We start from the raw sequence: 20,626 nt of genomic DNA, 5'->3' as shown, positions 1-20,626 counted from the left end.
TGATTGAAAGGGCTTTTGGTTATGAAAAAAATAAGCAAGTATGAAAATAAAAATGTATTAGTGTTAGGTGCTGGAAAGAGTGGAACTAACGCTGCAAAATTATTAGTAAAATTAGGTGCTAAAGTTTTATTAAGTGATTCAAAGCCCTTAGATCAAATTACTGATAAAAATGAACTAGAAAAAATCGGTGTTGATGTTATCGGTGGTAAACAATCTGTTCAATTATTTAAAGATAATCAGTTTGATTTAGTTGTGAAAAATCCAGGAATACCATATGATACGCCCATAGTTGAAAAGGCTAAAGAATTAGGGTTACCCATTATTGTTGAAGTAGAATTAGCCAGCGAAATTAATTCTGCAGAGTTGATTGGTGTAACTGGTAGTAATGGAAAAACTACTACAACCACTATGATTAGTAAGATGCTGAATATGGAAAGGGATAATGGGAAATCACATGTTGCTGGTAATATTGGCATTCCGGCTAGCACTGTTACCGAAAAAGCATCCAAAGATGATGATGTAGTAATGGAATTGTCTAGTTTTATGTTGTTAGGAATTACTGAATTACATCCACATATTGCAGTTTTAACTAATATTTTTTCTAATCATTTAGACTATCATAAAACTCGTAAAAATTATGTAGAAGCTAAGATGCGTATTACTATGAATCAAAATAGTGATGACTTTTTTATAATTAATTTTGACAGTGAAGAATGGAGAAAACTAAGCGAACGCAGTAAAGCCCAAGTAGTTCCGTTTTCTAGAAAAGGTATTTCACAAGCTGGTTCTTATGAAAAAGACGGTAAATTATATTTTAAAGATGAATATATTATGGATGCTAATGAAATCAAAATTCCAGGAGAACAAAATGTTGAAAATGCTCTAGCTGCAATTGCTGTTGCTAAAATTAAACACCGTTCTAACGATGCGATTAAACATGTTTTAACAACATTTGGTGGTGTTAGGCATCGTGTTCAATACGTCCTAACTTCTGATGGTAGAAAAGTATACAATGATTCTAAAGCAACTGACATTGAAGCAACTCAAATGGCCTTGCGTGGGTTTAATGAACCAGTTGTTTTACTAGCAGGTGGATTAGATCGTGGATATAAGTTCGATAAATTAGTTCCAGATTTAAAAAAACATGTTCATTCAATTGTTTTATTTGGTGAAACTAAACATCTGCTAGAAGATGCAGCTAAAAAAGCGGGAATTAAGAATATTAAATTGGTTGATAATTTAGACGAGGCAGTGCCTTTTGCATATAAATTTAGTCATCCTGGTGATATTGTTTTACTTTCACCTGCTAATGCAAGTTGGGATCAATTTTCTACTTTTGAAGTTCGTGGAGACCAATTTATTAAAGACATTGAAAAAATAACAGGAAAGAAGGAAGAACAATGAGATTAATTGTTTCTGGTGGAGGAACCGGAGGGCATATTTATCCAGCCTTGGCTCTGATTGAAGAAGTAATTAAAAAGGAACCAGACTCCAAAATCCTTTATGTTGGGTCTACTAGGGGACTTGAGAAAGATATTGTTCCTAAAAAAGGAATTGATTTTAAAGAACTAGAAATTCAAGGATTTAAAAGATCAATATCTTTATATAATTTTAAGACAGTTGCCCTTTTCCTAAAAAGTGTTCATAAATCTAAAAAGATCATTAAAGATTTTAAACCAGACGTAGTTATCGGTACGGGTGGATATGTATCCGGAGCTGTTGTATATGCAGCTGCTAAACTTCATGTGCCATCAATGATTCATGAACAGAACAGTGTAGTTGGTCTAACTAATCGTTTCTTAAGTAAATATGTTGATAAAATTGCGGTAGGATTTGAAGACGCCATCAAACAGTTTCCTAAAGATAAAACTACATATACTGGTAATCCAAGAGCACAACAAGTCGCTAATATTAAAAGTGATTTTAATTGGTCTGAATATGGACTTAAAAATGATGTTCCAACAGTATTGATTTTTGGAGGTAGTCAAGGTGCTTTAAAAATTAATCAAGTTGTGTCTAATTCAATCAATCAATTTAATAAACGTAGCTACCAAGTTGTATTCGTTACCGGAGCTAAAAGATATGATTCTGTGATGGAGACACTTTCTAATGTAAAACTTTCTAGTAATATTATTATCAAAAAATATATTTCTGATATGCCTAATGTATTACCTAAGGTTGATTTAATTGTTGGTAGAGCAGGGGCTACTAGTCTTGCTGAAATTACTTCATTAGGAATTCCATCTATTCTTATTCCCAGTCCATATGTCACTGCAGATCATCAAACTAAAAATGCACTTAGTTTAGTGAAAAATGATGCGGCACTTATTATTACCGAAAATGATTTATCTACTAACACATTGATGAAAAATATTGATTTTGTTATGCATGATAAGGATAAGCGAGATGAAATGGCTAATAATTCTAGAAATATGGGATGTAGAGATTCATCAAGTAGATTATTCAATTTAGCTAAGTCAATTATTAAATAAGAGGAAATAATTTTATGAAGGACTTTTTACAGAATTACTTTAATAAAATAAAAAATTCTATTCTAAACTTTTTTAAAAATAGTTCATTTAAGAGTCGTATGGTTAAATTATATAAATATGTTATTGATAAATTTAAAATTAACTCTAAAAACTTTGAAAAAATAAATGGTGGTAAGTTTAAACAAAATTTAAAAAAATCTTTGTTATTATTTTTACCATTATTATTTTTTATCTTGATTCTTTCATATTTCATATCACCATTAAGCAAGATTGATTCAATTACAATTAATGGTAATGGTTATATTTCAAAATCTCATATATCAAGTAAAATGAATATTGAAAAAGGTGACAGTGTTTTTAAAGTAATAGGACATCGGAAAAATTTAACAAAATACATTTTAAGTGAAGATCATAGAATAAAATCGATATCATTTTCTCTTACTTCTTTTAATAAATTAGTTGTTAATGTTAATCCATATAAGCAAATTGGATATGAAACAAGAAAATCTGGTCAATATTTGATTTTAGAAAATGGTAGTGTTTCTAATAATCCGGTTAATAATCCTAATGATAATAAATATCCTTACATCGTTAACTTTGATAATCGTGAGAATTTAAATACAATTATTGATAAATATTTAAAACTTCCTAAAGATATACGTGATAATATAAGAGTTATATCTTATTCACCAACAAAGATTTATCCAGATGAATTACATGTGTATATGAGAGATGGTAATAAGATAATAATATTATTAAGTAATTTCAGTTATAAAATGCAATTTTATCGTTCAATAGCAACTAAATTGAAATCTAGAAGTATTATTAATATGGAAGTTGGAGCATATTCATATCCTATAAAAAAGTAGGATAATTGTATTCTTTAGTGTTAAAAAGTAATGTGTTAAAATTAATTTATAATTAATAGGTAAAAAAACGTTTTTCTAATAAAAAATTTTAATGGGGGTTCCCTTAGACAATGAATTCGGAAATGTATGTTGGATTAGACATCGGAACTACATCAATAAAGGTGATTGTTGCTGAAAATGTTAAGGGACAGATGAACGTTTTAGGTTTAGGAAACGAACGTTCTGATGGAATTGACAGAGGAATAATTGTTGATATTGATAAGGCTTCTGAATCTATTAGAAGAGCTGTAGACCAGGCAGAAGAAAAATCTGGTATCCAGATTAATGATGTAATAGTTGGTATTCCTGCTAATCAATTGAAAATTGAACCATGCAGTGGGATGGTAGCTATTTCAGATCAATCTAGAGAAATTTCAAATGCAGATGTTAAAAATGTTACAGTTTCTGCTATGATTAAAAATTTACCACCTGAAAGAGAAATTGTGGATACTTTACCTGATGAATTTGTTGTTGATGGCTTTGATGGTATTAAAGATCCAAGAGGTATGGTAGGTGTAAGGCTTGAAATGAAGGGCCGTATTATTACAGGGCCTAAAACTATTATCCATAATATCAGAAAATCAGTTATTCAAGCTGGCTTAAACCCTTCTTCAATTATTAATAGTCCCTTAGCTCAAGGAAAAACAATTCTTGATGATGGGGAACAAGACTTTGGTACAATCCTAATTGATATGGGTGGTGGACAAACTACTGCTTCTATTATTCATGATCATCAGCTTAAATTTACGACTGTTGATAGTGAAGGTGGAGAATATATTACCAAAGATATTTCAGTGGTGCTTAATACTTCAGTTGAAAGTTCAGAAAAAGTAAAGAGAGATTATGGATTTGCTGATGCACTTGAAGCATCTGAAAGTAATGAATTTCCAATTGAAGTTGTTGGTCAAAGCCAGCCAGTAAAACTTTCCGAAAAGTATTTGGCAGAAATCATACAAGCTAGAATTGATCAAATATTTAATCGCATTGCTAAAAGTTTAAGTGGTATTTCTGCTCTAGATTTACCTGGAGGCATCGTTTTAACTGGAGGTGTTGCTGCATTGCCAGGTATTTCAGAATTAGCAGCTGACCGCTTTAATTCTAATGTTAGGGTTTATATCCCTAATCAAATGGGATTAAGGCACCCTTCCTTTTCATTACCTTTGTCCTTAGTGACTTATCGTGCTAACATGAGTGAAATACAAGTATTGGTGCGTTCTTCACTAGAAGGAAAGATTGTTAGTGAAGATAGTAATGATGTTGAAGATGATAGTTTTATTCAAAATGATGTTTCAGATGATGACATGCAATCTGATGAAGTTTATGATAAAAATAAAAATGCCGATAGTAAAAATAAAAAAGGTATTATGTCTAAATTCAAAAGTGGTGCTAAAAATAAATGGCGTGGCTTTTACAAAGACTTTTTTGAATAAATAAAAAAGGATTAAACGGAGGAATTTTACATGGAATTTTCATTAGATTCTACAGAAGATCGTGGAGCAAAGATTAAAGTAATTGGTGTAGGTGGCGGTGGAAGTAATGCCGTTAACCGTATGATTGCTGAGGATGTTAAAGGTGTAGAGTTTATTGTTGCCAATACCGATGTGCAAGCTCTAAGTACATCTCAAGCTGAAACTAAAATTCAATTAGGACCTAAATTGACTAGAGGTCTTGGTGCAGGTTCTGACCCCGAAGTTGGTACTAAAGCAGCTGAAGAAAGTGAAGAAGCTATTGCTCAAGCACTTGAAGGATCAGATATGGTTTTTGTTACAGCTGGAATGGGTGGAGGTACTGGTAACGGTGCTGCCCCAATTGTTGCAAAAATTGCAAAAGATTCAGGAGCTTTAACTGTTGGGGTTGTTACAAGACCATTTACTTTTGAAGGTCCTAAGAGATCTAAATATGCAGCTGAAGGTGTAGCTGCTTTAAAGGAAAATGTTGATACTCTAATTGTGATTGCAAATAATCGCTTACTAGAAATTGTTGATAAAAAGACACCAATGATGGAAGCTTTTCAAGAAGCAGATAATGTTCTAAGACAAGGTGTACAAGGTATTTCAGACTTAATTACTAGTCCTGGATATGTTAACTTGGATTTCGCTGATGTTAAAACTGTTATGCAAAATAAAGGTTCTGCATTAATGGGAATTGGTGCTGCTAATGGTGAAAATAGAACTGCTGAAGCAACCAAGAAAGCTATTTCTTCACCATTACTAGAAGTTTCAATCGATGGTGCAAAGCAAGTACTATTGAATATTACTGGTGGACCAGATATGTCATTATTTGAAGCTCAAGATGCTTCTGATATTGTATCTCAAGCAGCAACTAGTGATGTCAATATTATTTTTGGTACATCAATTGATGAAGACTTAGGTGATGAAATTAGAGTTACTGTTATTGCTACTGGTATCGAAACCACACCAGAAGAATTAATGGGGAATAAGAGTAATGTAAGACAATCCTCATCTAATAATAGTCGTGTTATGGATCAACCTGGAAAAGTTGTAAGTCCAAGAAGACACAAAGAATCTGATCATAATGATACTAATCATAAAGATGGCGGAGAACCGGTAAATTCAAAACCTAATAATAATCGATTTGCTAATGTTAAAAAACAAGAATTTGATCCATTTGATGCTAACAATTCTTCAGATAATCAAAGTGATGATAGTTCAGCAGATGATGATTTACCACCATTCTTTAAATTCCGCCACAAGAAAGAATAATCTTTATGTTTACATTTCTTGAAAGGAATGAATTAAATGACATCTAAATTTAGTTTTAGTAAATTTTTTGGAACTGATGACGAGGATTTATCTAATCCTAATGATCAGGAAATGACTTCTAATCAAAAGATAGTTTCAATCAGTGATAATAAAAAAGGTGATAGCAAAATTGCTGTATTTGAACCTAGAATTTACACTGATGTTAAAACTATCGCTAAAAAACTTATTGATAATTCTGCGGTTATTATTAATTTTGATAGTGCAGACGATAAAACTACTAAAAGAATCATAGACTTTTTAAATGGTGTTATTTTTACTATTGATGGCAGAATTGAAAGAATTTCTGAAATGGTGTTCTTGTTTTCACCACATAGTTATGCTATAGATGGTGAATTTAAAAAAAAGATAAATCGCAGATTAAATTAAAATTATTTGATTGAGGGATTTGATTAATTAAATGAACTCTAATGTTAAACAACATTTTAGAAAAGAAGAACTTCCATTTGTGGAATCATGTGATGATTTAGCAAATGAAGCTATTAATCAGTATCGACCAATTTTGACAAAGTTTTTAAATCCTAGAGAAATATATATATTAACTACTATTGTTAATGGTTATAATGATTTAGAGATTACTAGTTTTGGTGGTTATAGAACTTCTGAAATGAAGAGAGCAGTTATATATCCTGAGTATTTTTCTCCTAACTATGACGATTTTAATATCGTGGCCTATCAAATAATATATCCAATTAAGTTTTCTAAACTAAAGCATAGTAAAATTTTAGGGACACTTATGGGTGCAGGAATTGAACGATCTACAATTGGTGATATCTTAACAGATGGTGAAAATTGGCAATTCTTATGTACCGAGGAAATTTCTGATTACTTAAAAATGACTATTGATAAAATTGGCAAAACTAAAGTTTCTATTAAACAAATTAATTTTTCTGATATTATAGTTCCGGAAGATGAATGGAAAGATAGGTCTCTTACTTTATCTTCTTTTAGAATAGATAATGTTATTGCTAGTTCTTTTAATATTTCAAGGAATGATGCTAAAACACTTGTTAGCCATAAACGTGTTCATTTAAATTGGACGCTTTATGATCATCCTGATAATGAAATTTCTGTAAATGATGTTATATCTGTTAGACGATATGGTAGGATAAAATTAAAAGGTCAAAATGGAGAAACAAAAAAGGGTAAAAAGAGAGCGCTTGTTTCAATATTAAGAAAATGATTTGGAGGAATTGATAAAATGGTACTTAGCCCACAAGATATTCATAATAAAGAATTTTCAGTTAAAATGAGAGGCTATAATATTGATGAAGTTAATGATTATTTAGATAGGATTATTAAAGACTATCAATTAACTTTGGAGGATAATGAATCATTAAAGAAAAAATTGTCTTCAGCTAATGAACAATTAGAACATTTTAATGGGATGAAAGACTCATTAAATCAATCAATTATTGTTGCACAAAATGCTGCTGATAACTTGAAAAGCAATGCTGAAAAAGATTCCAAGGAAATATATCAAACTTCTCATAAAAAAGCTGATAAAATTTTGGATGATGCTAGTGATAAGGCTGACCTAATTATTAAAAATGCTTCAAATCGAGCAAAATCTTTATTAACAGTTAATGATGATTTGCATAAGAGTACTGCTCAATTTAAACAAAAAATTCAAAATTTATTAAATAGTCAAATTGAATTATTAAATAACGATAAATGGGATCAAGTAATTAATTCTTCAGATGATAATTATGATAACGTTTTGAAAAAAGTAAATGAACTTGACAATAGTAAATCTGCAGGCGTAAAATCAGTAAATAATGATGAATCAAATGATAAAAACATTGAAGTATTTTATCCAGATGGTTCTTCTAAAATAATTAAATAGATAATTAAGTTAGAGAACAGAAAGTTTATATTGAAACATAAGCGAGCTAATGTATGGTGTGAGGTTAGTTGTTAATCAATATATTACAGATCATCTCTTTGTTATACTTAAAATTAATCAAGATAGAATTATTATTCTAAAATTGGGTGGTACCACGGAAGATTTCGTCCCTTGTGATGAAGTCTTCTTTTTTTATTAAATTTTAAAGGAGTTGTTTGTTCATGCGAGTAAAAGATACTCTAAATTTAGGCAAAACTAAATTTAAGATGCGCGGTAATTTACCAGTTAAAGAAGCTGAGCGTCAAAAAGTATGGGAAGATAATCATGTTTATGAATTAAGACAAAAGTTAAACCAAGGAAAGCCATCATTTATTCTTCATGATGGCCCTCCATATGCCAATGGTGATATTCACATGGGACATGCTATGAATAAAATTTCCAAAGATTTTATTGTTAGATATAAGTCAATGAATGGTTTTAGAGCACCATATGTTCCAGGTTGGGATACTCATGGATTGCCTATTGAACAAAAGTTAACCCAAGCAGGTTATGATCGTAAAAAAATGTCTACTAACGACTTTAGAAAATTGTGTCATGATTATGCGTTGAAACAGGTTAATCGTCAACGTAAGGAATTTGAAAGATTAGGTGTTTCTGCTGAATGGGATAATCCATATTTAACCTTGAAACCTGAATTTGAAGCAGCTGAAATTCGTGTTTTTGGTAAAATGGCTGAAAAAGGTTTAATTTATCGTGGTAAAAAACCAGTTATTTGGTCTTGGTCTTCTGAATCAGCATTAGCCGAAGCAGAAGTTGAATATCATGATATTACTTCACAGACTGCTTTTTATGCAGAAAAAGTTATTGATGGTAAAGGCGTATTAGACGAAGATAACACTTACATGGTTGTTTGGACTACTACTCCTTGGACTATTCCAGCATCTGAAGGTATTACTATTGATGGTGGCTTTGACTATTCAGTAGTTCAACCTGAAGGTGATAATCGTAAATTTGTTTTAGCAACTGAATTAGTTGAAAAAAATGCTGAAGCATTTGGTTGGGACAACTATAATATTGTTAAAACTGTTAAAGGTCAAGAACTTGAAGGGGTACTTGCAAAGCATCCATTTATGGATCGTAAGATTCTTACTATGATAGGTGACTTTGTTACTATCGATACTGGTACTGGATTAGTTCATACTGCGCCTGGATTTGGTGAAGATGACTATAATGTTGGTAAAGCTAATGGATTAGATATTTTTGTGGATGTTGATGCACAAGGATATTTAACTAAAGATGCTGGTAAGGATTTTGAAGGTGTCTTTTATGATGATGCTAATGAAATTGCTTTAAATAAATTAAAAGAGGCGGATTTATTACTTAAACAAGAACCAATTGTTCATAGTTATCCATTTGATTGGCGTACTAAAAAGCCAGTTATTTATCGTGCTACTGATCAATGGTTTGCTTCTGTTGATAAAATTAAAGACAACATTTTAAATGCAATTGAAGACGTTGATTTTAAACCTAGTTGGGGTAAAAAACGTTTACACAATATGATTAAAGATCGTGGTGACTGGGTAATTTCTAGACAACGTGTTTGGGGAGTTCCACTACCTATTTTCTATGGTGAAGATGGTGAAGCAATTATCACTAAGGAAACTACGGATCATGTTGCTGATTTATTTGCTAAATATGGTTCTGATATTTGGTTTGAAAAAGAGGCTAAAGAATTATTACCTGAAGGTTTCACTAGTGAACATTCTCCAAATGGTAAATTCACAAAAGAAAATGATATTATGGATGTCTGGTTTGATTCAGGTTCATCACACCAAGGTGTTTGTGCAGAACGTGATTATTTAAACTATCCAGCTGATTTATACCTTGAAGGTTCTGACCAATATCGTGGTTGGTTTAATTCAAGTTTAATTACTAGTGTGGCTTATGCTAATAAAGCTCCATACAAGCAATTGTTATCACAAGGATTTACTCTAGATGGTAATGGTCACAAAATGAGTAAATCACTTGGTAACACAATTGCTCCTATTGATGTAATTAAGAAAATGGGTGCTGAAATTGTTCGTTTATGGGTAACATCAGTTGATACATCTGCTGATGTTCGTGTATCAATGGAAAATTTTGTGAAAGTTTCTGATTCATACAAGAAAATTAGAAATACTATTAGATATATGTTAGCTAATACTAGCGATTTTGATCCTAAAGAAAATGCAGTTAGTTTTGATGAAATGCCATCAGTTGATAAATATATGCTAATTAAATTGAACAAATTTGTTAGTGAAATTAAGAATGATTATGATAACTATGATTTCTTAAGCTTAAATCGTAAATTACAATCATTTATTAATTCTGATTTATCAGCATTTTATTTAGATTTTGCTAAAGATATTCTATATATTGATCCAAAAGACAGTTTGACTAGAAGATCAATGCAAACAGTTCTATACAAAGCTGTTGTATCAATCACAAAATTGATTACTCCAATTCTTCCACATACTGCTGAAGAAATCTGGCCATTCTTGAAAGAATCCGAAGATTTTGCACAACTATCTGAAATGCCAGAAGTAGAAAATTATCCAAATGAAAATGATATTTTAGATAAATGGTCAAAATTCATGAATCTTCGTGATGATGTTCTAAAATCATTAGAAGAAGCTCGTGATAATAAACTAATTGGTAAACCATCAGAAGCAAAATTATCATTATATTTAAATGATGATAATAAAACATTAATGAATGAATTAAATGCTAATATTCAACAAATATTAATGGTATCTCAATTGTCTACTGATAATATCGAAAATGCACCTAGTGATGCTCAAAACTTTAAAGATGAAATTTCAATTAAGGTTGATCATGCAGATGGTGACACATGTGAACGTTGTCGTTTAATTAGTACTGATGTAGGAACCGATTCTGATTATCCTAAATTCTGTGGACGTTGTGCTAAAATTGTTCGTGCAAATTTCCCAGAAACTGCAACTGAAGGATTTGAAGAGAAATAATAAAAAAATTCTGGGATGTTTTTATCCCAGAATTTTTATTTTAAGGAGCATATTATGATAAAAGGTAAAGTAAATAATTTTAATCCAGAACATGATTTTGGATTCTTAAAGGGACAAGATAAAAATAAAGTTTTTTTCCATGCATCTTCAGTCACTAATAAAAAGGCCGATGATATTAATATTGGTGATCTTGTTGAATACCAAATCGCTGAAGGAAAAAAAGGTCCTCAAGCTGTAAAAATAACTTTTATTGAATCTGATAATTGAAAAAACATTTAAATATCGATAGAATAAAACTATTAGGATAAAGGTGATTATTTTATGGATTTGGAAGAAAAAGTGATTAAAAATGAGCCTAAATATAAAGGCTCAATTATCAATGTTGAGAAACAAACTGTTAAATTACCTAACGGAGAAACTGCAACTAGAGATGTAGTTCATCATGCTAAAGCAGTTGGGATTCTTGTTGTGACTAAAAACAATAAGATGTTATTAGAAAAACAATGGCGTGCTCCAATTGCTAAAGCTACTTTAGAAATTCCAGCTGGTAAAGTTGATAGTAGGGATGATGCATCTTCTAAGCATGCTGCTATTAGAGAACTTAATGAAGAAACTAGATATCATGCTAGAAATTTAAAGAGAATTACGGGTTTTTATTCAACAGTTGGCTTTTCTGATGAATACATGGATCTTTATATGGCAACAGACCTAGAACCTGTTAGTGACGAATTGCCTAGAGATCAAGGTGAATATTTAAATATTAATGAATATAGTTTAGAAGAAGCTATGCAATTAATTGAAGATGGTAAAATTGAAGATGCTAAAACTATTACTGCAATTTTTTATTGGAAATTGTTGCAGAAAAAGTAGGTGTTTAGTGTTATGAAAAATGATACTGATAATTTAACTAGGGAAGCTTATAAAAAACACATAAAAGATTCCCACAACAAACATATTAATAAAGAAGATAAACAAAAATTTGAATATACAAATAGTGGATTAAAAAGAAAATTAAATTGGACAATTTTTTTACTAATTATTGGAATAATAATTGTCTATTTAGTATTGTTCTTTTTTAATCCTTAGAATATGGAGTGCTAATTATGAAATTTGGAATTTTATGTGCAATGGATGAAGAAATTAAAACTTTAATTACTCAGTTAGACAATGATAAACAAACAGATATTCATGGAGTCGTTTTTCATGAAGGAAATATTCTTGGACAAGAAGTTGTTTTAGTTAAATCGGGAATTGGTAAAGTAGAAGCGGGATCAACTACTGCAATGTTAATTACCAATTTTAATGTGGATATTGTAATTAATTCTGGATCTGCCGGTGGAATTGGATCAGGCCTTTCTGTAGGGGATGTAGTAATTTCTAGTGAAACGGCTTATCATGATGTAGATGCTCGTCCTGCTGGATATGTTTATGGTCAATTACCTGGACAACCAGCCAGATTTAAAGCATCTGAATTATGGGGTAAGCAGATTGCTGAAGCATCAAAAGATGTAGGTATGAATGTAAAGAGTGGATTAATTGTTACCGGAGATCAGTTTGTTGCATCAAAAGCTGACACAGATAATATATTAAAAGAATTTCCTGACGCATTATCATGTGAGATGGAAGGAGCTGCTGTTGGACAAATTGCTAACCAATTTGATATTCCTTATGTTGTTGTAAGAGCAATGTCTGACGTTGGCGATGAAGATGCTGATAACAGTTTTGATGAATTTATTCTTGAAGCTGGAAAGCGTTCTGCCAAGATGCTATTAGACTTGTTTAATAATCAAAAATAGAGAGGGTTAGTTATACTTGAAAGAAATTTATTTGGATAATGCTGCTACAACCAAGATGGATAATGAAGTTTTAGCAGATATGTATGATAAATTCAAAAATGTATATGGTAATGCTTCAACCCTATATGGAATAGGCAGACAGGCACATACTATTTTAGAAAATAGTAGAGATATAATTGCAAAAAGCATTAATGCCCAATCTGATGAAATTATCTTTACTAGTGGTGGTACCGAAAGTGATAACACTGCAATTATGCAAACCGTTGAAGCTAGAAAAAATTTAGGTAATCATATCATTACTACTGCTATTGAACATGAAGCCGTTTTAAAGCCATTAGAGTTCTTAGAAAAAAAGGGCTTTAGAGTTACTTATCTTCCAGTAGATGAAGATGGTCAAATTAGCTTAGATGACTTAAAAGATGCTCTAGATGATGAAACAATTTTAGTTACCATTATGACTGGCAATAACGAAGTTGGCTCACATTTACCTATTCATGAAATAGGTGAATTATTAAAAAATCATCAAGCATGGTTTCATACTGATGCTGTGCAAGCCTATGGATTATCTGATATAGATGTAAAAGCTGACCATATTGATATGTTATCGACATCAGCACATAAGCTTAATGGTCCTAAAATGATGGGCTTCTTATATAAAAATTATGACATTAACTTTCCAAGTTTTATCAAAGGTGGGGATCAAGAAGATAAGAGACGTGCAGGTACAGAAAATATTCCAGCTATTTCTGGATTTGCCACTGCGGTTTCTTTAACTACCCCCGATTTGAAACAAAAATTACATGATCGTTATATTTCTTTTAAAAATCAAATTATTAATCAATTTAATGAAAATAATATTGAATTTGAAGTTAATGGTTCAATGAGTGAAACTAATTTGCAACATGTCTTTAATCTATGGATTAAGGGAGTTCCTACTGATTTATTACAGACAAATTTAGACTTAGATAATATTGCAGTTTCATCTGGCTCAGCATGTACTGCTGGAAGTATTGAACCATCACATGTGTTAATTGCAATGTATGGTAAAAATAGTCCTAGAATTAATCAATCAATTAGAGTTAGTTTTGGTAAGTTTACCACTATGGATGACATTAATAAGTTTATTGATTCAACAATTAAAATCATTAAAAGAATTAAAAAATAATAGTTGGGGGAATATATTTAATGGCATTTACAACAGAAAACAAAATTGATGGCGATAATCAAATTTATTCGATTAATCCAGCAATTAAACGTTATACTTTAAGCGATACTGGTTTTAATAAAACTAATGCTGGTAATTTTGCTTTTGAACAATCTCTTGATACTGAAGATCCATATAATGGTATTAAATTAAAAATAACCTTTAAATCAGATTTAAAATCATTCAAAATGTCTACTGTAAGTGGTAATGGATTAAACAAAGTTAATATTTTTAAAAATATTAATAAAGATAAATTAGTCGAACAATTTCATTATTTAATGAATAATTTTATTGACAGAGAAGTATTTATTCAAAACTAACAAAAAAGAAACACTCCAGGTGTTTCTTTTTTGTTGCAATTAATAATTAAAATATGTATTATATCAATTATGGGATATGCGACCTTCAAATCGTAGATTCTATGAATCTAGAAGAAATGATGGTGATTTTTGTATGACAGACAATAGTAATACTCGTGTTGTTGTTGGAATGTCAGGTGGTGTTGATTCATCTGTTTCAGCTTACTTATTAAAGCAACAGGGTTATGATGTTGTTGGAGTTTTTATGAAAAATTGGGATGATACTGATGAAAATGGAGTATGTACTGCAACTGAAGATTATAAAGATGTTGCTAAAGTAGCTTCTGAAATTGGGATTCCTTATTATTCTGTAAACTTTGAAAAAGAATATTGGGACCGTGTTTTTACTTACTTTTTAGATGAATATAAAAAGGGAAGAACACCCGATCCTGATGTAATTTGTAATAAAGAAATTAAATTTAGAGCATTTTTAGATTATGCATTAGAATTAGGTGCTGATTATATTGCTACCGGTCATTACTCTCGTTTAGAAAGAGATAGTGACGGGAACAATCATTTACTAAGAGGTAGTGATGATAACAAGGATCAAACTTATTTCTTAAGTCAACTCTCAGAAGAACAGTTGGATCGTGTTATGTTTCCAATTGGTGATATGGAAAAACCTAAGGTTAGAGAAATTGCCAAAAAAGCCGGTTTAGCTACTGCTGATAAAAAAGATTCAATGGGAATTTGCTTTATTGGAGAAAAAAACTTTAAATCTTTCTTAAGTAATTATTTACCTGCTACTTCTGGTAAAATGATGACCTTTAATGGAGAAGTTAAAGGTACCCATGATGGATTAATGTATTACACAATTGGTCAACGCCGTGGATTAGGTATCGGTGGAGATGGAACTGATAATCGTCCTTGGTTTGTTGTAGGAAAAGATTTATCTAAGAATATTTTGTACGTAGGTAAAGGATATGAAAATAAGCATTTGTATGCTGACTATTTAGAAGCTTCCGATATTTTTTGGATAAATGATATTTCTAATCGTGGTAATGATTTCCGTTGTACTGCTAAGTTCCGTTATCGTCAAAAGGATGTTGGTGTTACTGTTCATCTTAATGATGATGGTAAATCCTTAAAAGTTGATTTTGATGAACCTGCTAGAGCAGTTACCCCAGGACAAGCAGTTGTTTTTTATGACGGTGATGAATGTCTAGGATCAGGTATTATTGATGCTGCATTTCAAAATGATAAAGAATTACAATATATTTAACGAAAAAAGTCTTTAAAGTTTTTTAAAGACTTTTTTTATTTAATACTTTGAATTTATATCAATAAATTGAGATAATATACATAATCATTTTTGAACGAGGGATAAAATTGAAATTATATTTTATAAGACATGGAAAAACTAAATGGAATTTAGAAAGTAGATACCAAGGTTCAGGTGGTGATTCTGATTTACTACCACAAAGTTATAAAGAAATGGAACAACTTGGAAGTTATTTAGAAAATATTAATTTTGCGCATGCTTATTCTAGTCCAATTAAAAGAGCTAGAATAACTGCTGAAAGAGTTATTTCACAATTGAAGCATCGTCCAGACCTAACCTTATGGAGTCGTTTAGAAGAATTTAACCTAGGAAAAATGGAAGGTCAAAAGTTTGATGATGTAAAAATTAAATATCCACAATCATTTGATAATTTTAGAAATCACCCTGAAAAATATGATTCTAAAGATATCGGTGGAGAAAGTTTCCAAGATGTTATTGATCGAATGAGACCAGCTATTAATTATATAGTTAAAAATCACAATAATGACGATAACGTAATTATTTTTAGTCATGGAGCAGCTTTAAAAGCCTTAATAAATTCGTTGTTAGGAACACCAATTAAAAATATTAAACAGCGTGGTGGCCTTGCCAATACTAGTACCACTATTTTGGAAACTAATGACTGTGGCAAGAATTTTAATCTAATTAAATGGAATGATACTGAATATTTAAATAAACATTTAAAATCTACTGATTTAATATAGGTGGTTAATTATGGTAAAAAATGATGAAAATCTAAAAAATTCGCAATTAAAGATTCAAAAAGAACACGAAGAAAAACAAAAAAAAGCAGACGAAACTTTACACAAATTGGTTAATGATATTGATGAACATCCTAATGATTATCGTACTTACTATGATTTAGGAGCTTTTTTAGTAGAATTGCATAATTTTACGCAAGCTGAAGAATTAATAATGAAAGCGCTAGGTTTATTTGCCGATAAGAATAAAAAAGCAAAAGAAGTACTTACTTATGGGTTAGGCAATGTTTACTATGCAGCAGGTGAGTTCGATAAGTCTATTGAGCAATTTAACTCTTTAAGTAGCAGTGATATGAAAGCTGACGCTTACATTATGCTAGCTCAAAGTTACATGGGTAAAAAAGATTATAAAAAAGCAGTAGTATTTGCATTAACTGCTCAAGGATTTAGAAAACAAGATCCAGATGTTAATTATCTTTTAGGTAGTAGTTTGATAGCACTGGCTAATTTCTCTGAAGCTGCACAATTTTTGGATAATACATTACATGCTCAACCTAAAAATGGAAAAGCAAATTTTGATCGTGGAATTGTAGCAATGGTGTTAGAAGAAGACTTTGATTATTACTTTGAAAATGCAAAAAAATATGATAAGAAATATTTTGATAATGGACAAAAACGTTTAGCTGATATTGAAAAATTTGTTCAAGCAAAGCAAGGTAAAAAGTAAGGAGGATTAAGCCTGTGTCAGAATCTATAAGTTTATTTTCAGACGTTAATGATAATTCTGATGATGATCAACTATATGTCAAAGGAAAAGTTGCGGCGACCTTCTTTGAAAGTAAAGATAGCTTTTATAAAGTTATTCTGGTTAAGATAATTGATACTAATATTAATGACTGGCATGAAGATGAAATAGTTGTTACCGGTAATTTTGCTGATGTGGTTGAAGATAATGAATATTGCTTCTATGGTGAAGTTATAGAACATCCAAAATACGGTAAGCAATTTAAAGCTTTAAATTATGAAAGTAATGTTCCTACATCTCGTGAAGGCCTTATATCTTATTTGTCTGGTGAAGATTTTTCTGGAATCGGTAAAAAAACTGCAAAAAGGGTTGTTGATGCACTTGGAACTAACTTAATTCAAGAAGTGTTAAATGATTCTAATAGTTTAGATAAAGCTGGTTTAAACAGTAATCAAAAAGCTACTATTACTAGTGCCATTAATAAAAACAATGGGATGGAACAGGTTATAATTGGATTAAATAGTTATGGATTTGGTAGTGATTTATCCTCGACAATTTATAATAAATATAAAAATGACACTTTAGAAGTCATTAATGAAAATCCATATCGTTTAGTGGAAGATATTAATGGAATTGGTTTTAAAAAAGCGGATGAAATTGCTGCAAAAATTGGAATGCCATCAAATGATCCTGCTAGAATAAGAGCAGGATTGATTTCTGCTCTACAAAATTTATCCATTAAAAATGGAGATACTTATACTTTTACAGGGCCAATTGTTGATGAAACCTTAAAACTATTAAACAATGGGAATACCCAACTTATAAATGGTGAAGACTTATCTAGTCAATTCATTGAATTGGCTAGGAACCAAAAAATAGTTGGTGAAGATGATCGAGTTTATTTAAAATCCCTATATGATGATGAATGGAATATTGCTGAACATCTTAATCGAATTATTAAAAACTCTGATTCTAGTAACTATAGTGATGAAAATGTTAATAAAAAAATTAGATTAGTAGAGCAAAAACTCAATATTCAATATGATGATTCACAGACTGCCGCTTTAAAAGATGCGGTTAATTCCAAAATGTTTTTATTAACTGGTGGTCCAGGAACTGGTAAAACTACTATTATTAAAGGGATTACCTATCTTTATGCCTATTTAAATGATTATTCTTTGGATTTAAATTCATATAAGGACAAAGAATTTCCAATCCTTTTGGCTGCACCTACAGGTCGTGCTGCTAAGAGAATGAATGAAGCAACTGGGATTCCTGCTAGTACAATTCATCGATTGTTGGGATTAAATGGTCATGAAGGAGACAATGAAGAGCCTACCAAAGATTTAGATGGTGGCTTGTTGATCGTTGATGAAGTTTCAATGGTGGATACTTTTCTTTTTCAATCATTAGTTCGTGCTATTCCAAACAACATGAAAGTAATTCTTGTTGGGGATAAAGATCAATTGCCATCAGTGGGACCTGGGCAAGTATTTAATGATTTATTAAAATCTGATTGCATAAATAAGATGCATTTAAATACTATCTATAGACAGGATAGTAATTCTACTATCATTCCTTTAGCCCATAGTATTCAGCAGGGAACACTGCCTGATGATTTTACAGATAAAAAACCTGACCGTAGTTTTATACCTTGTACTCCTAATCAAATGAGTAATGTGATTGAACAAATTGTTACTAAGGCTAAACTCAAGGGATTTACTGCTAATGATATCCAGGTGTTGGCTCCTATGTATCGTGGAGCAGCCGGAGTTAACAAACTTAATGATGTTATTCAATCTATTATGAACCCAAAAGCTGAAGGAATAGTCGAGGTTGATTATCGAGGTATAGTATATCGTGAGGGAGATAAAGTATTACAACTGGTAAATAGTCCTGAAGATAATGTTTTTAATGGAGATATCGGCCAAATAGTTGAAATTATTAAGGACGATGCAAAATCTAGTAATGATAAGATTAAGATTGCCTTTGATCAAAGTGAGGTAACTTATAGTAGAAAAGATTGGTTACAAATAACTTTAGCTTACTGTACTACTATTCATAAAGCTCAAGGTAGTGAGTTCAAAATGGTTATATTACCAATAGTTCCACAATTTTCTAAAATGTTAAAAAAGAATCTTTTATATACTGCGATTACTAGATCAACAGATGTTTTAATCATGATTGGCGATTATAATTCCTTCTTAAGTTGTGCTAAAAGCGAGTCTGATAACCGAAATACTAGTTTAAAAGAAAGAATTCAAAAGTTATTGAACAGTGGTATCAAACCTGCTGCTAATAATAAAGTGGAATCTGTTGAGAAAAATGATCATAATAAAGGTTCTAAAGATTATCATTTAACTAGTAGTATGATTAGGGATGAATTAGTTGATCCAATGATTGGCATGGAAGGTATTAAGCCTTAAAAATTCATGCTTTATTTATTATTTTATGTTAAAATTAATCATTGAATTATTTGATCGATTAGGAGGAAAATTCCATGACAGAAAATTCTGATAATAAAGGAATTAAAATTTTTTCTTTAAGTTCCAATAGGCCTTTGGCTGGAAAAATTGCCAAGACATGTGGAGTTGAACTAGGGAAAGCTACAATTAACAAATTTAGTGACGGCGAAATTAAAATTCAAATTGATGAGAGTATCAGAGGTGACTCTGTTTATATTATTCAGTCAATGTCTGATCCTATCAATGCTAATGTCATGGAATTATTTATTATGATTGATGCTGTTCGTAGAACTAGTGCTAAGTCTATCAATGTTGTTATTCCTTACTATGGATATGCTAGATATACAGCTAAAAAGCGTGAACGTAAGCCAATTGTTGCTAAATTAATTGCATCTGTTTTGGAAAACGATGGCATTGATCGTGTTGTAACTTTAGATTTACACTCTCCACAAATTCAAGGTTTCTTTAATAAGCCTGTTGATAATCTTAAAATGGATAAAATTATGTCTAATCATATGAAAAAAAATTATGATTTAGATAATGCAGTAGTTGTATCACCAGATCATGCTGGAGTTGCTCGTGCTAGGGGCTTTGCAGGTTTAATAGATTCACCAATTGCGATTGTTGATGACCGTGATCCTGGCAATGTAAAGCATATTCCTACGTTTGTGATTGGTGATGTTAAAGATAAGGTTGCAATTATTGCTGATGATATGATTGATACGGGTAATGGTGCAATTAAAGCTGCTAATGTTTTGGCAAAGCATGGAGCTGCTAAAATTTATGTTGTTAGTACGCATGGAGTTTTTGCCAAAGATGCTTTAGAAAGAATTGAACAATCACCTATTGAAAAGGTAATTGTTTCTGATTCTATATATCTTGATGATTCCAAAAAGACTAACAAGTTAGATATTGTTTCAGTTGCTGATTTAATTGGAAATGCAATTACTAGAATTCATGAAAATAAGTCAGTAGGTAAATTATTTAAATAAAGTTTTGTAAGCATCTGATTAAATCGGGTGCTT

20 protein-coding genes are annotated in these 20,626 nt (G+C 30.8%); all 20 read left to right on the top strand.

Annotation, left to right across the window (positions count from 1 at the left end):
* The first annotated feature begins 21 nt into the window (after positions 1-21).
* The 20 genes from murD (at position 22) to DY123_RS03410 (ending at position 20,593) form a co-directional block, all read left to right on the top strand.
* A complete protein-coding gene (gene murD, locus DY123_RS03505) occupies positions 22-1,404 on the top strand; it encodes a UDP-N-acetylmuramoyl-L-alanine--D-glutamate ligase (RefSeq protein ID WP_140924203.1) in 1,383 nt (460 codons plus the stop codon).
* The gene (murG, locus tag DY123_RS03500) at positions 1,401-2,492 is read left to right on the top strand and encodes an undecaprenyldiphospho-muramoylpentapeptide beta-N-acetylglucosaminyltransferase (protein ID WP_105964767.1); all 1,092 of its coding nucleotides are present in this window, start codon (positions 1,401-1,403) and stop codon (positions 2,490-2,492) included. The genes murD and murG overlap by 4 nt, the downstream gene beginning before the upstream one ends.
* A gap of 14 nt (positions 2,493-2,506) precedes the next feature.
* On the top strand, positions 2,507-3,361 hold the full coding sequence (locus DY123_RS03495; protein ID WP_140924201.1) for a cell division protein FtsQ/DivIB: 855 nt from the start codon (positions 2,507-2,509) through the stop codon (positions 3,359-3,361).
* Between the two features lie 110 nt (positions 3,362-3,471).
* On the top strand, positions 3,472-4,830 hold the full coding sequence (ftsA, locus tag DY123_RS03490; RefSeq protein ID WP_140924199.1) for a cell division protein FtsA: 1,359 nt from the start codon (positions 3,472-3,474) through the stop codon (positions 4,828-4,830).
* A gap of 30 nt (positions 4,831-4,860) precedes the next feature.
* On the top strand, positions 4,861-6,123 hold the full coding sequence (gene ftsZ, locus DY123_RS03485; RefSeq protein ID WP_140934388.1) for a cell division protein FtsZ: 1,263 nt from the start codon (positions 4,861-4,863) through the stop codon (positions 6,121-6,123).
* Between the two features lie 36 nt (positions 6,124-6,159).
* The gene (locus DY123_RS03480; RefSeq protein WP_140924195.1) at positions 6,160-6,549 is read left to right on the top strand and encodes a cell division protein SepF; all 390 of its coding nucleotides are present in this window, start codon (positions 6,160-6,162) and stop codon (positions 6,547-6,549) included.
* Between the two features lie 31 nt (positions 6,550-6,580).
* Positions 6,581-7,363, top strand: coding sequence for a YlmH family RNA-binding protein (locus DY123_RS03475; RefSeq protein WP_140924194.1), 783 nt, complete (start codon positions 6,581-6,583; stop codon positions 7,361-7,363).
* Positions 7,364-7,381: 18 nt separating this feature from the next.
* A complete protein-coding gene (locus tag DY123_RS03470; RefSeq protein ID WP_108982437.1) occupies positions 7,382-8,026 on the top strand; it encodes a DivIVA domain-containing protein in 645 nt (214 codons plus the stop codon).
* 221 nt (positions 8,027-8,247) lie between these two features.
* Positions 8,248-11,049, top strand: coding sequence for an isoleucine--tRNA ligase (ileS, locus tag DY123_RS03465; RefSeq protein ID WP_140924192.1), 2,802 nt, complete (start codon positions 8,248-8,250; stop codon positions 11,047-11,049).
* Between the two features lie 54 nt (positions 11,050-11,103).
* Complete coding sequence (locus tag DY123_RS03460) at positions 11,104-11,316, top strand: cold-shock protein (protein ID WP_105964759.1); 213 nt, start codon at positions 11,104-11,106, stop codon at positions 11,314-11,316.
* A 54-nt stretch (positions 11,317-11,370) separates the two neighbouring features.
* Positions 11,371-11,919: an NUDIX hydrolase gene (locus DY123_RS03455; RefSeq protein ID WP_105964758.1), complete on the top strand. Its 549-nt coding sequence runs from the start codon at positions 11,371-11,373 to the stop codon at positions 11,917-11,919.
* A gap of 12 nt (positions 11,920-11,931) precedes the next feature.
* Positions 11,932-12,135: a hypothetical protein gene (locus DY123_RS03450; RefSeq protein WP_140924191.1), complete on the top strand. Its 204-nt coding sequence runs from the start codon at positions 11,932-11,934 to the stop codon at positions 12,133-12,135.
* Positions 12,136-12,152: 17 nt separating this feature from the next.
* A complete protein-coding gene (locus tag DY123_RS03445) occupies positions 12,153-12,845 on the top strand; it encodes a 5'-methylthioadenosine/adenosylhomocysteine nucleosidase (RefSeq protein ID WP_140924189.1) in 693 nt (230 codons plus the stop codon).
* Between the two features lie 16 nt (positions 12,846-12,861).
* Positions 12,862-14,010 (top strand): cysteine desulfurase family protein, encoded by a 1,149-nt coding sequence (locus DY123_RS03440; protein WP_140924187.1) that lies wholly within the window; start codon positions 12,862-12,864, stop codon positions 14,008-14,010.
* 20 nt (positions 14,011-14,030) lie between these two features.
* Positions 14,031-14,369 carry a cysteine desulfurase gene (locus DY123_RS03435; RefSeq protein WP_108982431.1) on the top strand — a complete coding sequence of 113 codons (339 nt, stop codon included), beginning with the start codon at positions 14,031-14,033 and terminating at the stop codon, positions 14,367-14,369.
* 133 nt (positions 14,370-14,502) lie between these two features.
* Positions 14,503-15,630 carry a tRNA 2-thiouridine(34) synthase MnmA gene (gene mnmA / locus DY123_RS03430; RefSeq protein ID WP_140924226.1) on the top strand — a complete coding sequence of 376 codons (1,128 nt, stop codon included), beginning with the start codon at positions 14,503-14,505 and terminating at the stop codon, positions 15,628-15,630.
* A gap of 107 nt (positions 15,631-15,737) precedes the next feature.
* The gene (locus tag DY123_RS03425; protein WP_108982429.1) at positions 15,738-16,394 is read left to right on the top strand and encodes a histidine phosphatase family protein; all 657 of its coding nucleotides are present in this window, start codon (positions 15,738-15,740) and stop codon (positions 16,392-16,394) included.
* A gap of 10 nt (positions 16,395-16,404) precedes the next feature.
* Positions 16,405-17,118 carry a tetratricopeptide repeat protein gene (locus DY123_RS03420; protein ID WP_140924185.1) on the top strand — a complete coding sequence of 238 codons (714 nt, stop codon included), beginning with the start codon at positions 16,405-16,407 and terminating at the stop codon, positions 17,116-17,118.
* 14 nt (positions 17,119-17,132) lie between these two features.
* Positions 17,133-19,562: an SF1B family DNA helicase RecD2 gene (gene recD2 / locus DY123_RS03415; RefSeq protein ID WP_140924183.1), complete on the top strand. Its 2,430-nt coding sequence runs from the start codon at positions 17,133-17,135 to the stop codon at positions 19,560-19,562.
* Positions 19,563-19,636: 74 nt separating this feature from the next.
* Positions 19,637-20,593, top strand: coding sequence for a ribose-phosphate diphosphokinase (locus DY123_RS03410; protein WP_140924182.1), 957 nt, complete (start codon positions 19,637-19,639; stop codon positions 20,591-20,593).
* The last annotated feature ends 33 nt before the right edge of the window (positions 20,594-20,626 follow it).

Source organism: Apilactobacillus micheneri, assembly GCF_006493595.1.
GTDB lineage: Bacteria > Bacillota > Bacilli > Lactobacillales > Lactobacillaceae > Apilactobacillus > Apilactobacillus micheneri.
This window is presented reverse-complemented; position numbering and strand designations above follow the sequence as displayed.